Raw genomic sequence first — 26552 nt, 5'->3', positions numbered from 1 at the left:
CAACGTGATCCCCCTGACCCTCGCGGAGGTGGCCGAGGCCACCGGAGGGAAGCTCGCCGACACGCCAGACCCGCAGACGCGGGTGACCGGCCCCGTCGTGCACGACTCGCGCCAGATCCTGCCCGGCGCGCTGTTCGTGGCGGTGGCCGGCGAGCGCGTCGACGGACACGACTTCGCCGAGCGCGCCGTGACGGAGCAGGGCGCGGCCGCCGTGCTCGCCACCCGCCCGGTCGGCGTCCCGGCCGTCGTCGTCGACGACGTGCAGGACGCCCTGGCCAAGCTGGCCCACGCCGTCTCGCTGCGGCTGACGGACACCACCGTCGTCGCGCTCACCGGATCGACCGGCAAGACCAGCACCAAGGACCTGATCGCCCAGGTGCTCGGCACCAAGGGCCGCACCGTCTACACCGAGGGCTCCTTCAACAACGAGATCGGCTTCCCGCTGACCGTGCTGAAGGCGGAGCAGGACACCGAGTTCCTGGTGCTGGAGATGGGCGCGCGTGGCAAGGGTCACATCGCCGAGCTCTGCGGGATCACCCGACCGAGGATCGGCCTGGTCATCAACGTCGGCACCGCGCACCTGGGCGAGTTCGGCAGCCGCGAGGGCATCGCCGAGGCCAAGGGCGAGCTGGTCGAGTCGCTGCCCGCCGAGGGAACGGCCGTGCTGAACGGCGACGACCCGATGGTGCGGGGCATGGCCCCGCGGACCGCGGCGCGCGTCGTCCGGTACGGCGAGGCGGCGGACGCGACCGTGCGGGCGAGCGATGTCCGTTTCGACGAGCTGCAGCGGGCCTCGTTCACCTTGAGCACACCCACCGGTTCCGCACAGGTGACTCTGAGGCTCTACGGTGAGCACCACGTGAGCAACGCCCTCGCCGCCGCCGCGGTCGCGACCGAGTGCGGCATGGACGTCGAGCAGATCGCCGCCGCGCTGAGCGGAGCCGGAAGCCTGTCCAAGTGGCGGATGGAGCTGACGGAGCGTCAGGACGGCGTCACTGTGATCAACGACGCCTACAACGCCAATCCCGACTCGATGCGGGCCGCCCTGCGCGCGCTCGCCGCGATCGGCGGGAGAGGCCCCGAGGCACGCCGTACCTGGGCGGTCCTCGGGGAGATGCGGGAACTCGGCGAGGACTCCCTCACCGAGCACGATGCCGTGGGCCGGCTCGCGGTCCGGCTGAACATCGCCCAGCTGGTGGCGGTGGGCGGCCGGGAGGCGGCCTGCATGGAGCTTGGCGCGAGGAACGAAGGTTCGTGGGGTGAGGAATCGGTGCTGGTGCCCGACGCGGATAGCGCGATCGAGCTGCTGCGTGAACAGGTCCGGCCGGGGGACGTGGTCCTGGTGAAGGCGTCCCGTTCGGTCGGTCTGGAGAGGGTCGCCGCAGCCCTGCTGACGCAGCACGCGTCGGCCGCCGGCGCGGGGGAGGCTGGTCGTTGATGAAGGCGATCCTCTTCGCAGCCGCGATCGGCCTGTTCTTCTCGCTGGTCGGCACCCCGATCCTGATCCGGATCCTGGCCCGCCACGGCTACGGCCAGATGATCCGCGACGACGGCCCGCAGGCGCACCACAGCAAGCGCGGTACGCCCACCATGGGCGGTATCGCCTTCATCCTGGCGACGCTGATCGCGTACGTGCTGACGCACGTGATCATGGGCACCGAGTTCACCGTCTCCGGTCTGCTGGTGCTCTTCCTCTTCGCGGGCATGGGCCTGGTCGGCTTCCTCGACGACTACATCAAGATCGTCAAACAGCGCTCGCTCGGCCTCCGGGCCAAGGCCAAGATGGCCGGACAGCTGATCGTCGGCATCGTCTTCGCGGTGGCCGCGCTGCGCTTCCCGGACCCGGCGGGCACCACCCCGGCGTCCACCAAGCTCTCCTTCGTGACCGACTTCGGCTGGTCGCTCGGCCCGGTGCTGTTCGCCGTCTGGGCGCTGTTCATGATCCTCGCCATGTCCAACGGCGTGAACCTGACAGACGGCCTGGACGGTCTGGCGACCGGCGCCTCGGTGATGGTCTTCGGCGCCTACGTCTTCATCGGCATCTGGGAGTACGGCCAGACCTGCGGTTCCGCTGCGACCGCCGGCCCCAACTGCTACCAGGTCCGCGACCCGCTCGACCTGGCCGTGGTCGCCGCCGCGCTGATGGGCGCCTGCTTCGGCTTCCTGTGGTGGAACACTTCGCCCGCCAAGATCTTCATGGGCGACACCGGCTCGCTGGCCCTCGGCGGCGCGCTGGCCGGTCTGGCGATCTGCTCCCACACCGAGATGCTGCTGGCGATCCTCGGCGGCCTCTTCGTGCTGATCACCCTCTCCGTGATCATCCAGGTCAGTTCGTTCCGGCTCACCGGCAGGCGCGTGTTCAAAATGGCGCCACTCCAGCACCACTTCGAACTGAAGGGCTGGTCGGAAGTCCTGATCGTGGTCCGTTTCTGGATCATCCAGGGCCTGTGCGTCGCAGTGGGCCTCGGCCTCTTCTACGCTGGCTGGGTCACCTCCTGACCGAGGCCTGATCGAGGGAGACTGAGAGTGGTGGGGCGATGAACTGGGAGAAGCTGAGGGTCACTGTCGCGGGGCTGGGTGTCTCCGGCGTACCGGCGGCCAAGGTGCTGCACGGGCTCGGCGCGGTGGTCACCGTCGTCGACGGCGGCGACGGTCCACGTCAGCAGGCCCAGGCCGAGGAGTTGCGCGAGCTGGGCGTCACCGTCCGGCTCGGCGACGGCGACTCGCTCCCGGACGAGACCGAGCTGATCGTCACCGCCCCCGGCTGGCCGCCCTACTCGCCGCTCTTCCAGGCGGCGGAGAAGCTGGACATCCCGGTCTGGGGCGACGTCGAACTCGCCTGGCGGCTCCGCCGTCCGCACCCGGCCACGGGTGAGCCCGCGCCGTGGCTCGCCATCACCGGCACTAACGGCAAGACGACGACCGTGCGCATGCTCGCCTCGATCCTGACCGCGGCGGGCAAGCGGACGGCCGCCGTCGGCAACGTCGGCGTCTCCGTGCTGGACGCGGTGCTGGCCGAGGAGCCGTACGACGTGCTGGCGGTGGAGCTTTCCAGCTACCAGCTGCACTGGGCGCCCAGCGTCCACCCGTACTCGGCGGTCGTCCTCAACATCGCCCCGGACCACCTCGACTGGCACGGCTCGATGGAGGCCTACGCGGCCGACAAGGGCCGGATCTACGAGGGCAACGTCGTCGCCTGCGTCTACAACGTCGCCGACCCCGCGACCGAGCACCTGGTGCGCGAGGCGGAGGTCGAGGAGGGCTGCCGCGCCGTCGGATTCACCCTCGGCACCCCGGCCCTGGCCCAACTCGGCGTCGTCGACGGCCTGCTGGTCGACCGCGCGTTCATCCCCGACCGTCGGCACGCGGCCGCCGAGCTGGCCTCCGTCGAGGACGTCCAGCCGAGCGCCCCGCACAACATCGCCGACGCGCTGGCGGCTGCCGCGCTGGCGCGGGCGTACGGGGTCGAGCCGCGCGCGGTCCGTGACGGCCTGCGGGCCTTCCGCCCGGACGCGCACCGGATCGCCTTTGTCGCGGAGGTGGACGGCGTCGCGTACGTCGACGACTCCAAGGCCACGAACCCGCACGCGGCGGCCGCCTCGCTGGCGGCGTACGAGTCGGTCGTCTGGATCGCGGGCGGCCTCGCCAAGGGCGCGGACATGGACGACCTCGTGGCGGTCGCCGCGTCCCGGCTGCGGGCAGCGGTGTTGATGGGCGCGGACCGCGCCGTCATCCGGCAGGCCCTGGAGCAGCACGCTCCGCACGTCCCGGTCTTCGAACTGCCCGACGGGGTGGTCGGCGCGGCGGCGATGGACGCCGTCGTCAGCGCGGCGGCGGGGTTCGCCGAGAGCGGCGACACGGTGCTGCTTGCACCTGCGTGCGCGTCGATGGACATGTTCACCAACTACGGCGAGCGGGGAGATCTCTTCGCAGCTGCGGTGCACGCACTTTAGGCAAGAGGGACGCTGCACTACCTGGGGGCGCGGGGAACTGCGCGACAAGCCACCCAGGGCAGTTGGTCCTCAATGTGCAGGGCCGTCCACACAGGGTGGTTTCTCGCGCAGTTCCCCGCGCCCCTGACGTTTGCAACTCACCCATGTGCCTTACGCGTCTGCCCTGCTCCGACCCGGTAGGGTCTGTCCTCGTTGATTGACCAGGGGAGAGGACCACCGCAGTGCCACGGACCGGTGTCACGGAGGGGCCGGTGGAGGCGTCCGTCGCCACCTTCCGGTCCTACAGCCGGTTCGGCAGTCTGCAGCGCGCCCTGCACCGCTTCAAGCGGGGCCTGGAGCGGCCGTTGACGCCGTATTACCTGATCCTCGGGTCCTCCGCGCTGATTCTGATCCTCGGTCTGACGATGGTGTTCTCCGCCTCGCAGATCCAGGCGCGCCTGGACGGGCTGCCCTTCGACTACTACTTCAAGAAGCAGCTCATCTCCATCGTGATAGGCGCGGGCCTGATGTACCTGGCCGTCCGCCTGCCCACGAAGTCGATCCGGGCGCTGGCCTACCCGCTGCTGCTCTTCGTCATCGTGCTGCTCTTCGCCGTCATGGTGCCGGGCATCGGCGTCTCCGTGAACGGCAACCGGAACTGGATCCGGCTGGGCGGCTTCTTCCAGATCCAGCCCTCCGAGTTCGCCAAGCTCGCGCTCGTGCTCTGGGCGGCGGATCTGCTCACTCGTAAACAGCAGATGAAGACTCTCAACGAGTGGAAGCACCTGCTGATCCCGCTCGTCCCGGTCGGACTGCTGCTGCTCGCACTCGTCCTCGCGGGCGGCGACATGGGCACGGCCATGATCATCTGCGCCCTGCTCTTCGGCCTGCTGTGGATGGCCGGTGCGCCGACGCGCCTGTTCAGCGCCACCTCGCTGCTCGCGCTGCTGGCCAGCGCGGCCCTCATCATCACCGTGCCGCACCGGCTCAGCCGGCTCTCCTGCATCGGAGCCACCCAGGTCGGCCCGGCCGACTCCTGCTTCCAGGCGGTCCACGGCGTGTGGGCGCTGGCCTCCGGCGGACTGTTCGGGACCGGACTGGGCGCCAGCGTGGAAAAATGGGGTCAACTTCCGGAGCCGCACACCGACTTCATCTTCGCGGTGACCGGTGAAGAACTCGGGCTGGCGGGGACCGTGTCCGTCCTCGTTCTCTTCGCGGCACTAGGGTATGCGGGTATCCGCGTGGCCGTACGCACGAGGGACCCGTTCATCAGGTACGCAGCGGGAGGCGCCACCACCTGGATCATGGCTCAGGCCGTGATCAACATTGGTGCGGTGCTGGGACTACTGCCCATCGCGGGCGTCCCGCTCCCGATGTTCTCCTATGGCGGTTCCGCGTTGCTGCCGACCATGTTCGCGGTCGGCATGCTGCTCTGCTTCGCACGCAGCGAGCCGGCTGCGAAGGCGGCCCTGGCCGCACGGAGCAAGCGCAAGGGAAACAAGCAGGCGCGGCGTCGGTTCCTCCGGCGACCCCACAAGGAGCGGTGAATTTCGGTGCATGTCGTACTCGCCGGCGGTGGCACCGCCGGGCATATCGAGCCCGCACTCGCGTTGGCTGACGCGCTGCGGCGTAACGACCCGACGGTCGGCATCACCGCACTCGGCACCTCGCAGGGCCTGGAGACCAGGCTGGTTCCGGAGCGCGGCTACGAGCTCGCGCTGATCCCCAAGGTCGCGCTTCCGCGCAAGCCCACCGGTGACCTGATCACCCTGCCGGGCCGCCTCCGCAACACCGTCAAGGCGGTGCAGGACGTGCTGGACCGGACCAAGGCGGACGTGGTTGTCGGCTTCGGCGGCTACGTCTCCATGTCCGCCTACTTCGCGGCCAAGCGCAGCGGCGTGCCGATCGTGATCCACGAGGCCAACGCCCGCCCCGGCGTGGCCAACAAGATCGGCTCCCGGTACACCGACTACGTCGCCGTGGCCACGCCGGACAGCAAGTTCCAGAAGGCTCGCTACATCGGCATCCCGCTGCGGCACACCATCGCCACCCTGGACCGCGGCCTGGCCCGTCCGCAGGCGCGGCAGTACTTCGGCCTGGAGCAGAACCTGCCGACGCTGCTGGTCTCCGGCGGCTCGCAGGGCGCACGTCGGCTCAACGAGACGATCCAGACCGTCGCGCCGCGGCTGCAGCAGTACGGCGTGCAGATCCTGCACGCGGTGGGCCCGAAGAACGAGCTGCCGCCCGTCGTCGAGCAGCCGGGCATGCCGCCCTACCGGGTGCTGCCGTACCTGGACCGGATGGATCTCGCCTACGCCGCCGCCGACCTGATGCTCTGCCGGGCCGGCGCGATGACCGTGGCCGAGCTGGCCGCCGTCGGCCTGCCGGGCGCGTTCGTCCCGCTGCCGATCGGCAACGGCGAGCAGCGGCTCAACGCCCAGCCTGTGGTCCGCGCGGGCGGCGGCCTGCTCGTCGACGACGCCGAGCTGACCCCGGACTGGGTGCTGCAGCAGCTGCTGCCGGTGCTCACCGACCCGCAGCGGCTGTGGCAGATGAGCCAGTCCGCCGCCGAGTTCGGCCGCCGTGACGCGGACCAGCTGTTGGCCCAGATGGTGTACGAGGCCGTCGACGCGCACCGGGGGAGCGGCCGCCGTCGTGACTGACAGCGCGCTGGAGGCCGAGGAGGAGCGGGAGGGCGAGTTCGGCGACGAACGACCGCCTCTCCCGAAGCTGCGGCTGTCGCGACGCGGCATCGCGGTGATCTGCCTGCTGGTCGCCGCGCTGCTCGGCGGCGTGGTCTGGCTGGTCTGGTTCTCCTCGGTCTTCGACGTGCGGACGGTCGGCGTCAGCGGCACCCGGGTGGTGACGGACGGTCAGGTACTCCAGGCCGCCCAGGTCCCGCTGGGCGGCCCGCTGGAGCAGGTGGACACGGGCGCGATCGAGTCGCGCATCGAGAAGGCGCTGCCGCGCGTGGCCCACGCGGACGTGTCCACCTCCTGGCCGCACACGGTCCGTATCGTGGTGACCGAGCGCGTGCCGGTCGCCTCGGTGCGTGCCGCGGACGGGGGCTACACACTGGAGGACGCCGACGGCGTGCAGTTCGCCACGACGGCAAGGCCGTTGCCGGGCGTTCCGGTGGTCCAGCTCGCGCTCGGCGCCGCGGGCAGGGGCGCGCTGGCCGACTTCCCGCAGGCGGTCCTCGTGTCCGGCGCGGTGGAGGTCGCCAAGTCGCTGCCCGCGCCGATCGCCGAGCAGACGCAGCAGGTTGTCGTCCACTCCTACGACGACATCGAACTGACCCTCAGTTCCGGGGCCACGGTCTACTGGGGAAGTCCGGACCAGAGTGCGCGCAAGGCGGTCGTGCTCAACGCCCTGATGAAGCAGGCGTCCAAGGGATACGACGTGAGCGCACCGACAGATCCGGCGCTGCGTTCCTGAGCGTCCGGAACTCGGGTGGGCAGTGAGGGTCTTGACGGGCTGTCGGGATCTCCCTGACCCTTAGTGACCCCCGAGTACGCGCTCGGACCTTTGATCACATAGGCTCACAAGAAAAAAGTTGTTGCTCGGCGTGTCCATTGAACCGGCATGCTCGGAGACCTAGTGTCCTAGTGACACTGGATAATGCAGCAGTGACATAGCATTAACTCTAAACCTAATGTTTAGGGTTCGGGTCGGGAGCGTCGGGAGCACCGCCCCTTCGGTACAGGACATCCGAGGCGAGAGGCCTTCGACGTGGCAGCACCCCAGAACTACCTCGCAGTCATCAAGGTCGTCGGCATCGGCGGCGGTGGCGTGAACGCCATCAACCGGATGATCGAGGTCGGGCTCAAGGGCGTCGAGTTCATCGCGATCAACACCGATGCCCAGGCCCTGCTGATGAGCGACGCCGACGTGAAGCTGGACGTGGGCCGCGAGCTCACCCGGGGCCTCGGCGCCGGAGCCAACCCCGAGGTCGGCCGCAAGGCCGCCGAGGACCACCGCGAGGAGATCGAGGAGGTCCTCAAGGGGGCCGACATGGTCTTCGTGACGGCGGGTGAGGGCGGCGGCACCGGCACGGGTGGCGCACCGGTCGTGGCCAACATCGCCCGTTCGCTCGGCGCACTGACCATCGGTGTCGTGACGCGCCCGTTCACCTTCGAGGGCCGCCGTCGCGCCAACCAGGCGGAGGACGGCATCGCGCAGCTGCGTGAGGAGGTCGACACGCTGATCGTGATCCCGAACGACCGCCTGCTGTCCATCTCGGACCGCCAGGTGAGCGTGCTGGACGCGTTCCGCTCGGCCGACCAGGTGCTGCTCTCCGGTGTCCAGGGCATCACAGACCTGATCACCACGCCGGGTCTGATCAACCTCGACTTCGCCGACGTCAAGTCGGTGATGAGCGGCGCGGGTTCCGCGCTGATGGGCATCGGCTCGGCGCGCGGCGAGGACCGCGCGAAGGCCGCAGCGGTGATGGCGATCTCCTCGCCGCTGCTGGAGGCGTCCATCGACGGTGCGCGCGGCGTGCTGCTCTCCATCTCCGGCGGCTCGGACCTCGGCCTGTTCGAGATCAACGAGTCCGCCCAGCTGGTCAGCGAGGCGGCGCACCCCGAGGCGAACATCATCTTCGGTGCGGTCATCGACGACGCCCTCGGCGACGAGGTCCGTGTCACGGTCATCGCGGCCGGTTTCGACGGCGGCCAGCCGACCCCGATCGTCCGCGAGCCGGTCGTGCGCAGCACGAGCAACGCGGACCGGCCGGCGTCGTCGTCGTCCTCCTCGGGCCCGGAGTTCCGGGTCTCCGGCTCCACGGCGGCGGGCTCGACCGCGACCGGTCGCAGCATGCACACGCTGGGCAGCGTGCCCCGCGCGGAGGACACGCCCCGGCCGACCCCCGAGCCGACCATCCCCCCGGTCCCGCAGCAGGCCCCGCCCCGCCCGCCGTACGTCGACACGACGGCGGAGGAGCTGGACGTGCCGGACTTCCTGAAGTGAGCCTTCGCTCCCGCAGGTAGTTGCACTTTCAGGGGCGCGGGGCTCTGCTGGTTTGCGACTCCGCCGCGTGGGCGCGACAAGCCAGCTCTTTCGCTCCCGCAGGTGGTTGCACTTTCAGGGGTGCGGGGAACTGCGCGACAAGCCACCCAGTGTGGTGAGTCGCTCAGCGAGCAGGGCCATCCGCACAGGGTGGTTGCTCGCGCAGTTCCCCGCGCCCCTGTTTTCGTTCCCGTGTGCCATAAGGTGATCGCATGATCGGCCAGCGGATTGACCTGGGAAATGGTGTGCGGGTCGGGTTCTCCGACCGGTGGGGTGGGGTGAGCCCTGAGCCCTACGCCGAGCTGAATCTCGGTGGTGCCGTCGGGGACGACCCCGTCGCCGTCCGGGAGAACCGGAGGCTCGCCGCAGAGGCGCTGGGCATCGACCCCGCCGGCGTCGTCTGGATGAACCAGGTCCACGGCGCCGAAGGCTTCATCGCCACCGGTCGCCAGCCGGACGGCGAGGCGCCTTCCGTGGACGCCGTTGCCACCCGCGAGCCAGGCCTCGCGCTCGCCGTGCTCACGGCGGACTGCACGCCGATCCTGCTCGCCGACACCCACGTCGGCGTCCTCGGCGCCGGGCACGTCGGACGGCCGGGGCTGGCCAAGGGCGTCGCCGACACCGTCGTCGCGCTGATGCGCGACCTCGGCGCGGAGCGGATCGAGGCCGTCGTCGGGCCGAGCATCTGCGGACGCTGCTACGAAGTGCCGGACTCGCTCCGCGCGGAGGTCGCCGCGGGGACGCCGGAGGCGTACGCGGAGACCAGCTGGGGGACCCCGGCGCTGGACATTCCGGCGGGGGTCCGCGCCCAGCTCGCGCGCCAGGAAGTGACGGTGCGTCAGGTGCCGCACATCTGCACCCTCGAATCCGAGGACCACTTCTCCTACCGTCGGGCGTCCCGTACCGGACGGCTCGCGAGCTACATCTGGCTGGATGCCGACGCGAAGGCGGGTGGCGACAAGTGACAAATCTGACATCTGCGGATCGACTTGCTGAACTCCGATCAAATCTCGCCGCCGTGGAGGCCCGTATCGCCGCGGCCTGCGCCGCCGCCGGGCGTTCCCGTGACGAGGTCACGTTGGTCGTCGTCACCAAGACCTACCCCGCCTCCGACACCCGGCTCCTCGCCGAACTCGGCGTCACCGACGTGGCCGAGAACCGCGATCAGGACGCTGCGCCGAAAGCCGAGGAATGTCGGGATCTACCCCTTGAATGGCATTTCGTCGGCCAATTGCAGACCAACAAAGTCCGTTCGGTTCTCCGCTACGCCGACCGGGTGCATTCCGTGGATCGACTCCGGCTTGTCCAGGCGCTGTCGGCAGAAGTGGTCAAATCCGGACGTTCTGAACTCGGTTGTCTGATCCAGGTGGGTCTGGAATCGGAAACTCCGGAGGGCGCCCACCGTGGCGGAGTCCCACCGAGTGAGGTCGACACCCTGGCCGAATCCGTAGCAGCCGCTCCTGGCTTGCGACTTGACGGTGTGATGGCCGTGGCCCCGCTGGTCGGCCCGTTCGCAGGCGACGCACACGGCGCGTTTCGGCGTCTCGCGGAAATCGCATCCCGCGTACGGGAGGCCCATCCTGCTGCCACGATGGTCTCTGCCGGGATGTCAGGAGACTTGGAAGAGGCCATTGCTGCCGGTGCGACACACGTGCGCGTCGGGACGGCGGTGCTGGGTGCGAGGTCGACGCTCCGGTAACGTCACCGGTTAGAAGATCAGACCGGAAGAACAAATCCGGACAATCAGGAATCTCCCTCGCATGACGGGGGCAGACCGTGGATCGTAGAACCGCCCCGGGCCGATCCACCACAGAGCGGAGGACAGGAGTATGGCCGGCGCGATGCGCAAGATGGCGGTCTACCTCGGTCTCGTGGAGGACGATGGTTACGACGCCCAGGGTTATGACCCTGACGACGACGACTACGGTCCCGAGCCCGAGCCGCTGCGGACCGGACGCACCGAGGAGGTGCCCCGTCCGGCTCCGGCTCCGGCTCCGGCTGCCGCGCCGGTGGCGGCCTCGGCCGTCGTCGCCCCGATGCGGGCCCCCGAACCTCGGATCGCGCCAGTGGCGTCCATCACACCCGAACGTCGACTCGCGGAGAAGAGCGCCCCGGTGATCACGTCCAAGACTGCCTCCGAGCGGGAGCCTTACCGCATCACCACGCTGCACCCGCGAACCTACAACGAGGCCCGTACCATCGGGGAACACTTCCGTGACAGCACCCCTGTGATCATGAATCTCACGGAGATGGACGACACGGACGCCAAGCGCCTCGTAGACTTCGCGGCTGGACTCGTCTTCGGGCTTCACGGCAGCATCGAGCGCGTGACGCAGAAGGTGTTCCTGCTGTCTCCTGCTAACGTCGATGTCACGGCGGAGGACAAGGCACGGATCGCCGAGGGCGGGTTCTTCAACCAGAGCTGACAGACGTGACGGGCGAGGGGAGACACGGTGAGCGTTGTATGGCAGGTGCTGTACATCGTTTTGATGTGTTTCTTCGTCCTGCTCCTGGCGCGGATGGTGATGGACTGGGTCCAGTTCTTCGCTCGCGACTGGCGGCCGGGACGGGCCATGGTCGTCCTGCTCGAAAGCATCTACACCGTCACGGACCCGCCGCTGAAACTACTGCGGCGCTGGATCCATCCGGTACGGATCGGGGGCATGGCCCTGGATCTTGCCTTCATGCTGCTGGTCATCATTGTGTTGATTTTGATCCAGGTCGTGGGGGCGCTGTGACCTACGCAGGTGCCCGGCTGTCCGACGATCACGTTGAGGTGAAGAAATGGCATTGACCCCCGAGGACGTTCGGAACAAGCAGTTCACGACCGTCCGCCTCCGCGAAGGCTATGACGAGGACGAGGTCGACGCCTTCCTCGACGAGGTCGAGGGCGAACTGACGCGTCTCCTTCGCGAGAACGAGGACCTGCGCGCCAAGTTGGCCGCCGCGACCCGCGCTGCCGCGCAGGCCCAGAACCAGCGCAAGGAGCTGCCGCAGCAGGATGCGCCGCATCCTCAGCAGCAGCAGCGCCCGGGCCCGCCCGTTCCCGCCGCCATATCCGGCCCGCCGGTCCCCGGCCAGGGCATGCCGCAGCACATGCAGCAGCAGGGGATGGGCCACCCCGGCCAGCCGCAGCTCCCGGGCGGTCAGCCCGCGCTCCCCGGCGCGCCCCAGCTTCAGGGTGCCCCGCAGCTCCCTGGTGGCCCGCAGCTGCAGCCCGCCCCGCAGATGGGCGGCCCCATGGGCGGCCACACCATCGGTGGCGGTCTGTCCCCGATGCAGCAGATGCAGCAGCCGCAGCAGATGCAGCAGATGATGCCGCAGCAGCAGAACAACGACTCCGCTGCGCGCGTCCTCGCCCTGGCCCAGCAGACCGCCGACCAGGCGATCGCCGAGGCCCGTTCCGAGGCCAACAAGCTCGTCGGCGAGGCCCGCAGCCGCGCCGAGGGTCTGGAGCGCGACGCCCGTGCCAAGGCCGACGCCCTGGAGCGGGACGCGCAGGAGAAGCACCGCGTCGCCATGGGCTCCCTGGAGTCCGCGCGCGCCACGCTGGAGCGCAAGGTCGAGGACCTGCGTGCGTTCGAGCGTGAGTACCGCACCCGCCTGAAGTCCTACCTGGAGACGCAGCTCCGTCAGCTGGAGTCCCAGGCGGACGACAGCCTGGCGCCGCCGCGCACTCCGGCCACGGCCTCGCTCCCGCCGGCTGCTCCCCTGTCCCAGCCCGCGATGAGCCCGGTCGGCGCCTCGCCGATGAGCGCCGGTGGCCCGTCGTTCGGCGGCAACCAGACCTTCGGCGGCAACCAGTCGTTCGGTGGCGGCCAGAACCAGGGCCCGTCCTTCGGCGGCAACGCGTTCCAGCCGGCCGGTGCGTCTGCTTCGCAGCCGACGCCCCCGGCGGCGATGACGCAGCCGATGGCCGCGGTCCGCCCGCAGCCCCCGCTGCAGCAGGCTCCCCAGCCGATGCGCGGGTTCCTGATCGACCAGGACGACGAGAACTAGAGTCTCGCCGCCAAGCGCAAGGCCCCCGCACCGGGAAACCGGTGCGGGGGCCTTTGCTTTGGTTTCTCGCGCGGTTCCCCGCGCGGTTCCCCGCGCCCCTCAGGCAATGGTGACTACGGCCGCCGTACCGTCGACTTCAAGGACGGTGGCGCTGTTGGTGACCAACGCCGCGTCCAGAGGGCCGAGTTGGATGTCGCCGAAGGTCGCACTGCCATCGAAGGCAACCACGAGGACCGTTCCCGACAGTGCGGTCTCCTCCGTCACGAAGGTGACGGTCGCCGAGACCGCGCCGCGGCGGGTCATGACGTTGAAGTCGACGAGCGGGCCGCCCAGCAGACGGCAGTCGGTCTTCGCGTCGCCGCTGAAGTGGAACGGCTGGAACCGCTCCGAGACGATCGTCTCGACCCCGTCGACGGTGAGGGCCATGCCCTCGCCCTGGACGATCGTGATGACACGGTCGATGCCCTCGAAGGTGGAGAACGGGCCGCCGTCCGCGACGTCGGCCAGGCTGACGCGCCAGTCGAACCCGCCCGTCCCCGACGGCGACGACGCGACCTCGCGGGTCACGCCGCCGCCGTTCTTCCAGGGACTGGCCACGCGGTCGGCCGCGCGCAGAACCTGAATGTCCGCCATGGCCGTCAGGCCTTCCGCAGCCAGAACGTGAGGCCGAGCGCCTCGTCGGTGAAGGGCGAGGCGTCCGCCCAGTCCGGCTCGCCCGCGGCGAAGTCGGTGGCGAGGACCTCGTCCGCCAGCAGCGCGCCGTGCGCGGTCAGCGCCTCCGCCGACTCGTCCGTCGAGGCGAGGTAGCGGAGCACGATCCGGTCCGAGACCTCCAGGCCGCTGTTCTTGCGGGCCTCCTGGACCTGGCGGATGGCGTCGCGGGCGACGCCTGCCAGCCGCAGCTCCGGGGTGATGTGCAGGTCGAGCGCGACGGTCGCGCCGGACTCGTTGGCGACGGCCCAGCCCTCGCGCGGGGTCTCGGTGATGATCACCTCGTCCGGCGTGAGCTCGATGGTCTCCTCGCCGACGACCACCGAGGCGGTGCCGGTGGAGCGCAGCGCGGTGGAGAGCGCGGCGGCCTCCGCCGCGGCCACCGCCTTCGCGACGTCCTGGACGCCCTTGCCGAAACGCTTGCCCAGCGCACGGAAGTTGGCCTTCGCCGTGGTGTCGACCAGCGAACCGCCGACCTCGGCCAGCGACTCCAGGGTGGTGACGTTGAGCTCTTCGGCGATCTGCGCGAGCAGTTCCTCCGGCAGTTCCTCGTAACCCTGCGCGGAGACCAGCGCGCGCGACAGCGGCTGGCGGGTCTTGACGCCGGAGTCGGCGCGCGTCGCGCGGCCGAGCTCGACCAGGCGGCGGACCAGCGTCATCTGCCGCGACAGCGCCGGGTCGATCAACGACTCGTCCGCGACCGGCCAGGTCGACAGGTGCACGGACTCCGGGGCGTCGGGGACGACCGGGACGACCAGGTCCTGCCAGACCCGCTCGGTGATGAACGGGGTCAGCGGGGCCATCAGCCGGGTGACCGTCGTCAGCGCCTCGTGCAGCGTGGCAAGTGCGGCGGGCTCGCCCTGCCAGAAGCGGCGACGGCCGCGGCGGACGTACCAGTTGCTGAGGTCGTCGACGAACGCGGAGAGCAACTTGCCCGCCCGCTGGGTGTCGTAGGCCTCCAGCGCCGCATCCACATCGCGGACCAGGGCGTTGAGCTCGCTCAGCACCCACTGGTCCAGCATCGGACGGTCGGCCGGAGCTGGGTCGTTGGCCGAAGGCGCCCAACCGGCGGTCCGGGCGTAGAGGGCCTGGAACGCGACGGTGTTCCAGAAGGTCAGCAGCGTCTTGCGCACGACCTCCTGGATGGTGCCGTGCCCGACGCGCCGCGCGGACCAGGGGGAACCACCAGCGGCCATGAACCAGCGCACCGCGTCCGCGCCGTTGGTGTCCATCAGCTCGATGGGCTCCAGGATGTTGCCCAGGTGCTTGGACATCTTGCGGCCGTCCTCGGCCAGGATGTGCCCCAGGCAGACGACGTTCTCGTACGCGGAGCGGTCGAAGACCAGCGTGCCGACGGCCATCAGCGTGTAGAACCAGCCGCGCGTCTGGTCGATGGCCTCGGAGATGAACTGTGCCGGGTAGCGCTGCTCGAACAACTCCTTGTTCTGCAGCGGGTAGCCGTACTGCGCGAACGGCATGGAGCCCGAGTCGTACCAGGCGTCGATGACCTCGGGCACGCGCACGGCCTGCTTCGCGCAGGTCGGGCAGGCGAAGGTGACGTCGTCGATGAACGGACGGTGCGGGTCGAGGTCGCTCTGGTCGCTGCCGGTCAGCTCGGAGAGCTCGGCCAGCGAGCCGACGCAGGTGAGGTGGTCGTCCACGCAACGCCAGATCGGCAGCGGGGTGCCCCAGTAGCGGTTGCGGCTCAGCGCCCAGTCGATGTTGTTGTTGAGCCAGTCGCCGAAGCGGCCGTACTTCACCGTCTCCGGGTGCCAGTTGGTGCGCTCGTTCTCGCGCAGCATGGCGTCCTTGACGGCGGTGGTGCGCACGTACCAGGACGGCTGCGCGTAGTAGAGCAGCGCGGTGTGGCAGCGCCAGCAGTGCGGGTAGCTGTGCTCGTACGGGACGTGGCGGAAGAGCAGGCCGCGGTCCTGGAGGTCCTTGGTCAGCGCCTCGTCGGCCTTCTTGAAGAAGACGCCGCCGACCAGCGGCACGCTCTCCTCGAAGGTGCCGTCGGCGCGGACCGGATTGACCATCGGCAGACCGTAGTTGCGGCAGGTCGCGAGGTCGTCGGCGCCGAACGCCGGGGCCTGGTGGACCAGACCCGTGCCGTCCTCGGTGGTGACGTACTCGGCGTTGACGACGAAGTGCGCCTCACCGTCGACGTCCACGAGGGAGAACGGCCGCTGGTAGGTCCAGCGCTCCATCTCCTTGCCGGTGAAGCGCTCGCCCGTGGTGGTCCAGCCTTCGCCCAGCGACTTCTCGACCAGCGGCTCGGCGACGACGACACGCTCGTTGCCGTCGGTGGCGACGACGTAGGTCACCTCGGGGTGGGCGGCGACGGCGACGTTTGAGACCAGCGTCCACGGCGTCGTCGTCCAGACCAGCAGCGAGGCCTTGCCTGCCAACGGGCCGCCGGTCAGCGGGAAGCGGACGTAGACGGAGGGGTCGACGACCGTCTCGTAGCCCTGGGCCAGCTCGTGGTCGGAGAGGCCGGTGCCGCAGCGCGGGCACCACGGCGCGACGCGGAAGTCCTGCACCAGCAGGCCCTTGTCGAAGATCTGCTTCAGCGACCACCACACGGACTGGATGTAGTCCGGGTCCATGGTGCGGTACGCGTCGTCCAGGTCGACCCAGTAGCCCATGCGCTGGGTCAGTCGGGTGAAGGCGTCGGTGTGCCGGGTCACCGACTCGCGGCACTTGGCGTTGAACTCGGCGATGCCGTAGGCCTCGATGTCCTGCTTGCCGGAGAAGCCGAGCTCCTTCTCGACGGCCAGCTCGACGGGCAGGCCGTGGCAGTCCCAGCCGGCCTTGCGGGCGACGTGGTAGCCCTTCATGGTCCGGAAGCGCGGGAAGACGTCCTTGAAGACGCGGGCCTCGATGTGGTGCGCGCCGGGCATGCCGTTGGCGGTCGGCGGGCCCTCGTAGAAGACCCACTCCGGGCGGCCCTCGGACTGTTCCAGGCTCCGCTGGAAGATCTTGTGGTCCTGCCAGAAGGAGAGGATCTGGTGCTCGAGCGCGGGCAGGTCGACTTGGGCGGGTACGGCGCGGTAATGCGCGGTCATGCTTCCTCCGGCGGAACGGTCGATCTCCGACGGAGGGACGAGACGCCTGCGCGCCCCGCGGTACCACCCTCCTTGGCCGCGCCGGACGCCGTCCGACGTCGTGCGGCCCCCTCATTGGGGTCAGCGGCCGGCTTTACTCGGCGAGCGTCACCACCCGGGCATCACCCGGAATGACGTGCTGCCTTTCCTCCGGCGGCTCTGGGGTGATCTTCCCGCTGCGCACACCCCCGGGCTTCCACCGTCCCCGGGTCTCTCGTGGCTGCGTGCGGCGGTACTCGTCCCCATCCACGCCTTGCTGCAGCCCAGTCTATAGGGATCGGAGCCGGGATTTCGCGCGTATTCCGCGCGGCGGGGCGTGCGCCCCCGACAGAGTGACGCGCCGGTAACGAACACGCATGGCGATTAGCGGGTCACGTTCTGGGCACAACTTCCTTCGTCCACTCGTCTCAGTAGTTGCACAGCGGGATGCGCAGCAGGGATGCACGACGGAGTTCCGCTGGTGCAGCCGGACGAGTGGTGGGGCAAACTCCGGTATGTCCCGTTGTGATGGCATTCGCCACGCATTATCGTTCCGGCACCAAGACAGCCGGCCAGTCATGCACGAAGGGGTCGAGGGAATGGCGGACAAGGCAAGGAGCGGAGCAGGCGCGCGTCGCCGCGCCGGAGTGTCCGTGGGCGACCCGGGGGAGAGCATCGTGACGCGCAACAAGACCACGGCTGCTGCCCGGACCCACCAGGCCACAGGCGCTCGTCTGGACCCGGCCTCCCTCCCGGTCCGCCCGGGAGAGGACCCGTGGACCGCCGAGGAGGTCCTCGAGCTGCAGAAGGAGCTCGACGCCGAGGCGGCCGAGCTGCGCGCCGAGATCACCACCTCGGAGGAGGCTGTCAGCGGCCTGATGCGCGACTCCGGCGACGGCGCGGGCGACGACCAGGTGGACGCGGGCACCAAGAACATCTCGCGCGAGCACGAACTGTCCCTGGCCGCCAACGCCCGGGACATGCTGGCGCAGACCGAGCGGGCGCTGCTGCGCATCGCCAGCGCCTCGTTCGGGCTCTGCGAGTCCTGCGGCAAGGCGATCGGCAAGGCCCGGGTGCAGGCCTTCCCGCGCGCCACGCTCTGTGTGGAGTGCAAGCAGAAGCAGGAACGCCGGTACTGAGCACGACGCCGGTACCGAGTACTGAGCCGGTTTCGGACGGCTTCCGACGGTTTCCGGCAGCCTCCGACAGCGCAAAACCGGCGCGGCCCGTGCCACGTCTGGACGGCTCAGTGCCGTACCCTCGACGGCGAAAGCCTCACTGGATCACGGTCACGCGGAGCGCATCATCAGTACCCACGGTCACCAGAACACCGAGGCCGACGTTCCCGCAGCCGTCGAGTCCGAGGCTGCAGCGTCCGAGGCTGCGGGGTCCGAAAGCACGGAGGCCACCGATTCGGCCGAGTCGGCCGAATCGGTTGCGGCGGCGAAGCCCAGGAAGCGCCGGATCGGCATCCTGCTCGCGGTCGCCCTGCTGGCCTACCTGCTCGACCTGGGTAGCAAGCTGCTGGTCGTGGCCAAGCTGGAGCACCAGAACGCCATCCAGCTGATCGGCGACTGGGTGCAGCTCGACGTGATCCGGAACGCCGGTGCCGCCTTCGGCATGGGACAGGCGATGACCATCGTCTTCACCCTGATCGCGGCCACCGTCATCGTGGTGATCATCCGTCTGGCCCGCAAGCTCTACAGCCTGCCGTGGGCCGTCGCGCTCGGCCTCCTGCTGGGCGGGGCCTTCGGCAACCTGACCGACCGGATCTTCCGCTCGCCGGGTCTCTTCCGGGGCGAGGTCGTCGACTTCATCTCGGTCAAGCACTTCGCCGTCTTCAACCTGGCCGACTCGGCCATCGTCTGCGGCGGAATCCTGGTCGTGCTGCTCTCCTTCCTGGGCACCAACCCGGACGGCAGCGTCCAGCGCGACAAGTAGCGCCATGTAGCGACATGGAGACCGAACGAAGCGGGAACGAAGCAGCCGGAACGACGAAGCGCCCTGCCGCTGTCCACGGCCGGGCGGGGGCACGGTCCGCGGTCCGGCATACTCATTACGGTGAGCACCGTTCCCCAGATCCGCGCCCTGCCCGTGCCCGACGGCCTGGAAGGAGAGCGCGTCGACGCCGCCATCGCCCGGATGCTCGGCTTCTCCCGCACCAAGGCTGCCGAGCTGGCCGCCGAGGGCAAGGTCACCATGGACGGCGCGGTCGTCGGCAAGTCCGACCGCGTGACCGCAGGATCCTGGCTCGAGGTCGAGATCCCCGCTCCGCCCGCGCCGGTGCAGATCGTGGCCGAGAAGATCGACGACATGAAGATCGTCTACGACGACGAGCACTTCGTCCTGGTCGACAAGCCCGTCGGCGTCGCCGCGCACCCGAGCCCGGGCTGGACCGGGCCCACCGTGATCGGCGGTCTGGCCGGAGCCGGCTACCGGATCTCCACCTCCGGCGCGGCCGAGCGCCAGGGCGTGGTCCACCGCCTCGACGTCGGCACCTCCGGACTGATGGTCGTCGCCAAGTCCGAGCACGCCTACACCTCGCTCAAGCAGCAGTTCCGCGACCGGGTCCCGGAGAAGCGCTACAACGCCCTGGTCCAGGGCCACCCGGACCCCATGTCCGGCACCATCGACGCGCCGATCGACCGCCACCCCAGCCACGACTGGAAGTGGGCCGTGGTCGCGGACGGCAAGCCCTCGGTCACCCACTACGACCTGATCGAGGCCTACCGCGCCGCGTCGCTGCTCGACATCAAGCTGGAGACCGGACGCACCCACCAGATCCGGGTGCACATGTCCGCGCTGCGGCACCCCTGCGTCGGCGACATCACCTACGGCGCCGACCCGACCCTGGCCAAGCGCCTCGGCCTGTCCCGCCAGTGGCTGCACGCGGTCTCGCTCGGGTTCGAGCACCCGGGGACCGGCGAGTGGGTCGAGTTCACCAGCGACTACCCGGCGGACCTCGCCCACGCCCTGGAGATCATCAGTGCGGAGAGCTGAGACACACGAGGACGTGGTGATCACCGTAGCAACCGAGGCCGACATGGCCGACGTCCGCGCGGTCCGCCTCGAGGTCTTCGTCGAGGAGCAGAACGTCCCCGTCGAGCTGGAGTACGACGAGCTCGACGCCACCTCCGTCCACCTGCTGGCGCGCACCGCCGACGGCACACCGGTCGGCACCGGACGGCTGATCCACGGCGCGGAGGCCCTGGCCGAGACCGGCCGCGACGGCGTTGTCCTGTTGGGCCGGCTCGCGGTCAGCAAGCGCGTCCGCGGCACCGGCCTGGGTGCCGCGCTGGTTCGCGCGATCGAGGACGCGGGCCGTGAGCGAGGGGGCGTGGAGCTGGAGTTGCACGCACAGGTCGCTGCCCTCGGGTTCTATGAGAAGCTCGGGTATGTCGCTTTTGGCGACGTGTATCCGGATGCTGGCATTCCGCACCGGAGTATGACGAAACGTCTGGCAAGATAGCCGTGTGGCGCAACTGATCCTTCTCTTCACGGTCTTCCTCTGCGCCATCATCACCACCCCGCTCGCCGAGCGGATCCGGGTCCCGCAGCCCGTACTGATGACCATCATCGGCTTCGTGCTGGCCGTGCTGCCGTTCGTCCCGAACGTCAGTCTGGAGCCCGACCTGATCCTGCCGTTGGTGCTGCCACCGCTCATCTATGCGGCGGCGCAGCGCTCCACCACGCGCTACTTCCGGCAGAACTACCGGGTCATCCTGCTGCTCGCGGTCGCGCTTGTGGTGGTCACCACAGTGGCGGTCGCGGCAGCCATGCACTTCATCACCCCGGTGATGCCGGTCGCCGCGGCGGTCGCGCTCGGCGCGCTGATCTCCCCGCCTGACCCGATCGCGGCCGGGGCGGTCGCCCAGAGCGTCGGACTGCCGCGCCGGCTGATGGGCATTCTGGAGACCGAGGGCCTCTTCAACGACGTCACCGCACTGGTCGTCTACGGTCTGGCCATCGAGGCCGTGGTCTCCGGGGAGTTCTCCACGCCGGAGGCGGTGTGGCGGCTGCTGCTCTCGGCGGTGCTCGCCGTCGTCTTCGGCATCGGCATCGGCTGGCTGAGCGGCAAGGCGATGGGGCTCCTCAGCGACGCCACGCTGCAGGTGGCGCTCAGCATGCTGGTGCCGTTCGCGGCCTACGTGTTGGCCGACCGCCTGCACGGCTCCGGCGTGCTGGCGGTGCTGGTCTGCTCGCTCTGGATCAACGACCATGCGGTCGGCGCGGACGACGTCAGCTTCCGGCTTGTCGGCTCGGCCTTCTGGGACGTGGTCGAGCTGCTGATCTCCGGCATCGCCTTCGGGCTGATCGGGCTGGAGTGGTCCAGCGTGCTGAAGGAGGTCGGCAGCGGCTGGCCCTCGATGCTGGGCGACGCGGCGCTGGTCATCGTGGTCGTGGTCGGAGTCCGGCTGATCTGGCTGCTGCCGGGGGCCTGGTTCACGGCCTGGCTGGACCGACGGATGGGCCGCCGCGAGGACGCCGCTCCGCTCGGCTGGCGCGAGTCGGTGGTGCTGTGGTGGTCGGGCATGCGCGGGGTGGCCTCGGTCGCGCTGGCGCTGGCCGTCCCGTTCACCGTGCACGGCGGGAAGGAGTTCCCGCTGCGCAACGAGATCGTCTTCATCGCCTTCTCGGTGGTCATCTTCACCCTGCTCTTCCAGGGCATGACGCTGCCGCTGGTGGTCCGTTGGCTCGGCCTGGGCCGTGACCAGGACGCCGAGGACCACGAGGAGCGCCGCCTCTGGTACCGGGCCAGCCGCGCCGGACTGATGCGGCTCAAGGAGCTCTCCCAGGCCGAGGACCTGCCCGAGGAGCTGGTCGACCGGCTGAAGCAGCGTCAGATCGACCGCCTGGCACGCAGTCGTCCCGACATCTACGACGACCAGCAGCGCGAGGGGTGGAAGCGCCGGGTCCGCGTCGTCAAGGCGCTCCGCCATGCCGAGGGCGAGATGCTCGCCGCCTCCCGCGAGGAGATGCAGGTCGCCCGGATGGAACCGGGCGCGGACCCGGAGCTGGTCGACCGCGTCATCCGCCAACTCGACCTGCGCAGCGAGCGTTGACCCCACCCGAGAGCCACTTGACCTTCCCGACCCGCCTGTCCCGCCTGTCCCGCTGAGCCCGCCGGAGCCGAACTGACCCACCCTGCCCCTGGCACCACCTGAGTCCCGTCAGCCTGCCCGCGACGGGACAACCGCAACTCACCTTGAAAGGCCGCACCGAAGTGACCAACGAAGCCACCACCCCGGCGGTCCAGCAACTGAACGGCACGATCGATCTGGACGACTCCGGCGACACCGGTTATGCGAAGACGCTGGCGCCGCGTCATATCAGCATGATCGCCATCGGCGGCGCGATCGGCACCGGCCTCTTCCTCGGTGCGGGCGGCAGGCTGGCCATCGCCGGGCCGTCCCTGGCGATCTCCTACGCGATCGCGGGCGTCTTCGCCTTCCTGGTCGTGCGCGCCCTGGGGGAGCTGGTGCTGTACCGGCCCTCGTCCGGCTCGTTCGTCAGCTACGCGCGGGAGTTCCTCGGCGAGAAGGGCGCCTACGTCGCCGGCTGGATGTACGTGCTCAACTGGGCGACGACCGGTATGGCGGATATCACCGCCGTCGCGCTCTACGTGCACTACTGGGGCGCGTTCAGCTCCGTGCCCCAGTGGCTGCTCGCCCTGATCGCGTTGGCCGTCGTCGTCTCGATCAATCTGATCTCGGTGCGGCTCTTCGGCGAGATGGAGTTCTGGTTCGCGATCATCAAGGTCGCGGCGATCGTGCTCTTCCTGATCGTGGGCATCGTGCTGTTGGCCACGCAGCACAAGATCGGCGGGCAGACGCCCGGTCTCCACATGATCAGCGACAACGGCGGCTGGTTTCCGCACGGTGTGGCGCAGATGATCATCGTGCTCCAGGGCGTGGTCTTCGCCTACGCGGCCATCGAGATGGTCGGCATCACGGCCGGCGAGACGGCCGAACCGGCGAAGGTGGTGCCGAAGGCGATCAACTCGATCACCTGGCGTATCGCGCTCTTCTATGTGGGCTCGGTGGTGCTCCTGGTGATGCTGCTGCCGTGGTCGGCCTACCACGCGGGCGAGAGCCCGTTCGTCACGGTCTTCTCCAAGATGGGCGTCCCGGCCATCGGCGGCATCATGAACGCGGTCGTGCTGACGGCGGCGATGTCCAGCCTCAACTCCGGTCTGTACTCCACCGGTCGCATCCTGCGCTCGCTCTCCGCTGCCGGTTCCGCGCCCAAGTTCACCGGCACGATGAGCGCTCGGGCGGTCCCCTACGGCGGCATTCTCTTCACGGCGGGCTTCGCCCTGATCGGCGTCGTTCTCAACGCCTGGCTGCCGGGCGAGGCCTTCGACATCGTGGTCAACATCGCCTCGCTGGGCGTGATCTCCACCTGGGTCATGATCATGATCTGCCACGCCCTCTTCGTCCGCCGCGCCAAGGCGGGCCACGCCCAACGCCCGTCCTACCGCCTCGGCGGCTCGCCCTGGGTCGAGATCGTCACGATCGCCTTCCTGGTCTTCGTGGTCGTCGAGATGGGCGCCCAGGGCGGCAGCGTCGGCCGCTGGACCGTCCTCCTCATCATCCCGGTCGCGGCGGCCCTCACCATCGGCTGGTACGCGATCAGGCGCCGCGCCTGACGCACCGTCAACGCCTGCTGAAGCCCCGTCCCGTCCGCTCTGGTTCGCCCAGGGCCGGGGCGGGGCTTCGGCGTTGGAGGGCCTCCGGGTTCAATCCGCCGTCGCCGGGCGGGAGGGGACCGGCTGCGGGAAGACGCGGGTGTGCTTGACGCTGCCGAAGGCGAACTCGGACTCGATGGAGGCGATGCCCGGGATCGCGTGCAGGCGGGTGCGGACCAGGCGTTCGTACGCCTGGAGGTCCTCGACGACGATGCGGAGGAGGTAGTCGGTGCTGCCCGCCATCAGGTAGCAGTCCTGGATGTGGTCGATCAGCTGGACGTGCTCCTCGAAGGCCTCGACGCTCGCCGCGGTGTGGCGTTCCAGCCGGATCCGGACGAAGGCGGTGACCGGCAGGCCGAAGACGGACTGGTCGACCAGGGCCGTGTAGCCCTCGATCACCCCCGACTCCTCGAGCCGGCGCACGCGGCGCAGGCAGGGGGAGGGGGAGAGCCGGACGCGGTCGGCGAGCTCCTGGTTGGTCAGGCGGCCGTCCTGTTGCAGCTCGCGGATGATCGCCCGGTCGACGGTGTCCATGGGGTTCGTGCCTCCTCGGGGCAGGTCCTGTAGCAGATTCTGCCTCTTGGCAGGTCTCTGGAGACATTTTTAGCAATCGCATGCCCCGCTTGTCGCCATAGCATTGCCGATGTTCCCATAGCTTCGGCATCCAGTGGAGTCGTGCCGTTTTGTCTCTCACCACCACCCCGGCCGTCCCCACTGTCGATGCCTCGGCCCCGCGCCCCGCCGGGCGGCGGGTGGCCGATCCGCTCGGCGTCACCGCGTTGGTGGCGACGGTCTGCCTCTGGAGCGCGTTCGCGCTCAGCGACCGGGCGTTGGCCTCGTCCACGCTGCGACCGGCGGACGCGGCGCTGATCCGCTTCGGACTCCCGGCGCTGGTGTTCGCGCCGGCGTTGTGGCGTCGCCGCGCGCAGTTCACGCGGGCGGCGGGCCTGCGCTGGGCGCCCGTCGCGAAGATCGTCCTCGGTGGCGGCGTCCCGTTCTATCTGGCGGTGACCTGCGGTGGAGCGCTCACCTCGGCGGCGTTCGTCGGCGCGCTGGTGCCGGGCATGGTCCCGCTCTTCGTCGCCGCGCTGGCCGCCCGCAGCGGGCGAGTCCCGCGCGGGTTGCAGGGCGCGGGCCTTGCGCTCATCGGCCTGGGCGCACTCGCCCTGGTCGGGCCGGACCTGGTGGGCGGCGGTGGCCAGACCCTCGGCGGGGTCGGCCTGTTGCTGCTCGCCAGCGGGCTCTGGGCCGTCTACACCGTGGGGCTCCGGGAGATCTCGCTCGACCCCGTAGCGTCGATGGGCCTGCTCTGCGTCCCGACCGTCGTTGTCATCGCGCTGCTGGCCCTGGCCGGCGTGCTGCCTAGCACGCTGCTCACCCAGGCCTCCCACGCCGCCCCGCGCGACGTGCTCGTCTTCCTGCTCGTCCAGGGCATCGGCACGGGCATCTGCTCCGGCCTCTTCTACGCCACCGCGATCCGCCGCCTCGGCCCCGAACGCTGCACCACCGTCGGCAGCCTCAGCCCCGTCCTGACGGCCGCAGCCGCCGTCCCCCTGCTCGGCGAGCCGCTGACCCTGCCCGTCCTCGTCGGCACGGCGCTCGTCGCGGCGGGTGTGATGCTCGCGAACCGACGGACCGTCAGATGAAGCGCTTCGTCCCGAGCGTGAAGCCGAGGGGCTCGGGCAGGTCGATGGGCTTGCCGAAGCTCGCGCGGGTGGCAGTCTGGTAGTCGCCGTGCTCCGGGTTCGTGAACAGGGTGCCCTTGCCTTCGCTCAGTTCCGCGCGGAAACCCTGAATCGGTTGTTAGGCGGCAGTCATCAACGCCATGCCTTCCCCCCGATCGGTTGGCCCGTGTGCGTTGCTTCGTACAGCAAGGAACCTAACGCCCGGCACTGACAGATCGAGGTGGTCGATGGAGGTCTCACCCGAAAGTGTGCCCGTCCGCGGCGCGTTGTCGCTGTCACTCGCCGCTACTGGCCCGTGCGCACGCGCGGGAGCGCACCGGGGTGCTTGTCGCGGAGCCAGGCGAGCAGTTCCTCGCGGGCGCGGCACTTGAGGGTGAAGGCGTCGTCGGGGTTGCGCGCGGTCATGGTCGCGCGGACCACGATCGTGGACGGCGTGCTGTCGAAGACGACCAGCCCCCAGTCGCGGCCGTCCCACTCCTTGCTGCCGACCAGCAGCTTGCGGAACTCCTCGCGCAACTCCGGGACCGGGGTGGTGTGGTCGAGGTGGAGCAGGATCGAGCCGGTGGTGTGCGGGTCGGCGCGGGTCCAGTTCTCGAACGGGCGACTGACGAAGTACGAGACCGGGACGACCAGCCGCCGCTGGTCCCAGAGGCGGACCACGAGGTAGGCGAGGGTGATCTCCTCGACCGTGCCCTGCTGTTGCTCGACCACCACGGTGTCGCCGATGCGGACCAGGTCGCCGAAGGCGATGACCAGGCCGGAGAAGAAGTTGCCCAACGTGTTCTGCGCCGCGATTCCGGCGACGATGCCGATCACGCCCGCCGAGGCGAGCAGCGAGGTGCCGAGGGCGCGCATCTCGGGGAAGGTCAGCAGCATCGCGCCGACCGTGATCAGCCCCACCAGCGCGCCGGTCGCCCGGCGCAGCAGGTTGACCTGCGTGCGGACCCGCTGGACCCGGGAGGGGTCGTCGGCGACCTCGCGGTATCGGGCGAAGACCGCCGACAGGACGGCGGCCAGCACGCGGTTCACCAGCCAGCCGACCGACGCGATCAGCGCGAGCAGTAGTCCTTGCCGCACGTCCGCGGCGTAGGTCTTGAACAGCTGCGCGAGCGGCGCGTTGGCGAGCAGCAGGCCGAGGCAGACGACGAACTGCAGGGGGATGCGGCAGCGCCGCAGCATCGGCCAGACGGTCGTCTCGGGGTGGCGCGCGGCGATCCGCTGGAGCGCTTTGTCGGCCACCCAGCCGATGAGCAGGGTGAGGCCGATGGTCAGCGCCACGGCGATCAGCTGGCTGAGCACCTTCAGGTCCATGGTCCCTCGGGGCAGAGTCGCAAATGGGACAATTCGATCAGTCTGACACGCTGGACGGGCGACACTCCGTCAGCTTGAACTCGATCTTGGATGTCCATAGGGTTGCGATGGTTCCCATGTAATCACTGCGCTC

General features: G+C 69.7%; 23 protein-coding genes. 19 read left to right on the top strand and 4 right to left on the bottom strand.

Going from position 1 to position 26552, the window contains the following annotated elements:
* Positions 1-4 precede the first annotated feature (4 nt).
* The 12 genes from murF (at position 5) to ABH928_RS10640 (ending at position 12941) form a co-directional block, all read left to right on the top strand.
* The gene (murF, locus tag ABH928_RS10695) at positions 5-1438 is read left to right on the top strand and encodes a UDP-N-acetylmuramoyl-tripeptide--D-alanyl-D-alanine ligase (protein ID WP_370064646.1); all 1434 of its coding nucleotides are present in this window, start codon (positions 5-7) and stop codon (positions 1436-1438) included.
* Positions 1438-2499, top strand: a complete 1062-nt coding sequence (mraY, locus tag ABH928_RS10690) for a phospho-N-acetylmuramoyl-pentapeptide-transferase (protein WP_370064643.1) — start codon at positions 1438-1440, stop codon at positions 2497-2499. The genes murF and mraY overlap by 1 nt, the downstream gene beginning before the upstream one ends.
* A gap of 38 nt (positions 2500-2537) precedes the next feature.
* Entirely contained in the window at positions 2538-3953 is a 1416-nt protein-coding gene (gene murD, locus ABH928_RS10685) for a UDP-N-acetylmuramoyl-L-alanine--D-glutamate ligase (protein ID WP_370064641.1), read from the top strand.
* A gap of 251 nt (positions 3954-4204) precedes the next feature.
* Positions 4205-5479 carry a putative lipid II flippase FtsW gene (gene ftsW / locus ABH928_RS10680; protein ID WP_370064639.1) on the top strand — a complete coding sequence of 425 codons (1275 nt, stop codon included), beginning with the start codon at positions 4205-4207 and terminating at the stop codon, positions 5477-5479.
* A gap of 6 nt (positions 5480-5485) precedes the next feature.
* Positions 5486-6595: an undecaprenyldiphospho-muramoylpentapeptide beta-N-acetylglucosaminyltransferase gene (murG, locus tag ABH928_RS10675; protein ID WP_370064637.1), complete on the top strand. Its 1110-nt coding sequence runs from the start codon at positions 5486-5488 to the stop codon at positions 6593-6595.
* Positions 6588-7370, top strand: coding sequence for a cell division protein FtsQ/DivIB (locus tag ABH928_RS10670; protein ID WP_370064635.1), 783 nt, complete (start codon positions 6588-6590; stop codon positions 7368-7370). The genes murG and ABH928_RS10670 overlap by 8 nt, the downstream gene beginning before the upstream one ends.
* A gap of 294 nt (positions 7371-7664) precedes the next feature.
* Complete coding sequence (ftsZ, locus tag ABH928_RS10665) at positions 7665-8903, top strand: cell division protein FtsZ (protein WP_370064633.1); 1239 nt, start codon at positions 7665-7667, stop codon at positions 8901-8903.
* A gap of 251 nt (positions 8904-9154) precedes the next feature.
* Complete coding sequence (locus ABH928_RS10660; protein WP_370064631.1) at positions 9155-9907, top strand: polyphenol oxidase family protein; 753 nt, start codon at positions 9155-9157, stop codon at positions 9905-9907.
* A 5-nt stretch (positions 9908-9912) separates the two neighbouring features.
* Positions 9913-10641: a YggS family pyridoxal phosphate-dependent enzyme gene (locus ABH928_RS10655; RefSeq protein WP_370065014.1), complete on the top strand. Its 729-nt coding sequence runs from the start codon at positions 9913-9915 to the stop codon at positions 10639-10641.
* Positions 10642-10771: 130 nt separating this feature from the next.
* Positions 10772-11368 carry a cell division protein SepF gene (locus ABH928_RS10650; RefSeq protein ID WP_370064629.1) on the top strand — a complete coding sequence of 199 codons (597 nt, stop codon included), beginning with the start codon at positions 10772-10774 and terminating at the stop codon, positions 11366-11368.
* Between the two features lie 27 nt (positions 11369-11395).
* Positions 11396-11680 carry a YggT family protein gene (locus tag ABH928_RS10645; protein WP_196196143.1) on the top strand — a complete coding sequence of 95 codons (285 nt, stop codon included), beginning with the start codon at positions 11396-11398 and terminating at the stop codon, positions 11678-11680.
* Between the two features lie 46 nt (positions 11681-11726).
* On the top strand, positions 11727-12941 hold the full coding sequence (locus ABH928_RS10640; RefSeq protein ID WP_370064626.1) for a DivIVA domain-containing protein: 1215 nt from the start codon (positions 11727-11729) through the stop codon (positions 12939-12941).
* A 99-nt stretch (positions 12942-13040) separates the two neighbouring features.
* Here ABH928_RS10640 and ABH928_RS10635 read toward each other — a convergent pair whose 3' ends face one another.
* A complete protein-coding gene (locus ABH928_RS10635; RefSeq protein ID WP_370064624.1) occupies positions 13041-13574 on the bottom strand; it encodes a HutD family protein in 534 nt (177 codons plus the stop codon).
* A 5-nt stretch (positions 13575-13579) separates the two neighbouring features.
* Positions 13580-16717 (bottom strand): isoleucine--tRNA ligase, encoded by a 3138-nt coding sequence (gene ileS / locus ABH928_RS10630; protein ID WP_370064622.1) that lies wholly within the window; start codon positions 16715-16717, stop codon positions 13580-13582.
* A gap of 695 nt (positions 16718-17412) precedes the next feature.
* Between ileS and ABH928_RS10625 the strand changes: the two genes are divergently transcribed.
* The 6 genes from ABH928_RS10625 to ABH928_RS10600 all read left to right on the top strand — a co-directional run bounded on the left by ABH928_RS10625 (position 17413) and on the right by ABH928_RS10600 (position 23384).
* Positions 17413-17874, top strand: coding sequence for a TraR/DksA family transcriptional regulator (locus tag ABH928_RS10625; RefSeq protein ID WP_370064620.1), 462 nt, complete (start codon positions 17413-17415; stop codon positions 17872-17874).
* A 163-nt stretch (positions 17875-18037) separates the two neighbouring features.
* Positions 18038-18676 (top strand): signal peptidase II, encoded by a 639-nt coding sequence (gene lspA / locus ABH928_RS10620; RefSeq protein ID WP_370065012.1) that lies wholly within the window; start codon positions 18038-18040, stop codon positions 18674-18676.
* 120 nt (positions 18677-18796) lie between these two features.
* The gene (locus ABH928_RS10615) at positions 18797-19735 is read left to right on the top strand and encodes an RluA family pseudouridine synthase (protein ID WP_370064618.1); all 939 of its coding nucleotides are present in this window, start codon (positions 18797-18799) and stop codon (positions 19733-19735) included.
* 43 nt (positions 19736-19778) lie between these two features.
* Positions 19779-20204 carry a GNAT family N-acetyltransferase gene (locus tag ABH928_RS10610; RefSeq protein ID WP_370065010.1) on the top strand — a complete coding sequence of 142 codons (426 nt, stop codon included), beginning with the start codon at positions 19779-19781 and terminating at the stop codon, positions 20202-20204.
* A gap of 4 nt (positions 20205-20208) precedes the next feature.
* Positions 20209-21798 (top strand): Na+/H+ antiporter, encoded by a 1590-nt coding sequence (locus tag ABH928_RS10605; RefSeq protein WP_370064616.1) that lies wholly within the window; start codon positions 20209-20211, stop codon positions 21796-21798.
* A gap of 161 nt (positions 21799-21959) precedes the next feature.
* On the top strand, positions 21960-23384 hold the full coding sequence (locus ABH928_RS10600; RefSeq protein WP_370064614.1) for an amino acid permease: 1425 nt from the start codon (positions 21960-21962) through the stop codon (positions 23382-23384).
* A 90-nt stretch (positions 23385-23474) separates the two neighbouring features.
* Here the strand turns inward: ABH928_RS10600 and ABH928_RS10595 are convergent, their stop codons facing one another.
* Complete coding sequence (locus tag ABH928_RS10595) at positions 23475-23957, bottom strand: Lrp/AsnC family transcriptional regulator (protein ID WP_370064612.1); 483 nt, start codon at positions 23955-23957, stop codon at positions 23475-23477.
* A 149-nt stretch (positions 23958-24106) separates the two neighbouring features.
* On the opposite strand from ABH928_RS10595, the gene ABH928_RS10590 reads away from it, so the two are divergent.
* Positions 24107-25069 carry a DMT family transporter gene (locus tag ABH928_RS10590; protein WP_370064610.1) on the top strand — a complete coding sequence of 321 codons (963 nt, stop codon included), beginning with the start codon at positions 24107-24109 and terminating at the stop codon, positions 25067-25069.
* Positions 25070-25393: 324 nt separating this feature from the next.
* Here the strand turns inward: ABH928_RS10590 and ABH928_RS10585 are convergent, their stop codons facing one another.
* Positions 25394-26419 (bottom strand): mechanosensitive ion channel family protein, encoded by a 1026-nt coding sequence (locus tag ABH928_RS10585; protein WP_370064607.1) that lies wholly within the window; start codon positions 26417-26419, stop codon positions 25394-25396.
* Positions 26420-26552: the final 133 nt, after the last annotated feature.

This window comes from Streptacidiphilus sp. MAP5-3, assembly GCF_041262505.1.
Classification (GTDB): domain Bacteria; phylum Actinomycetota; class Actinomycetes; order Streptomycetales; family Streptomycetaceae; genus Streptacidiphilus.
This window is presented reverse-complemented; position numbering and strand designations above follow the sequence as displayed.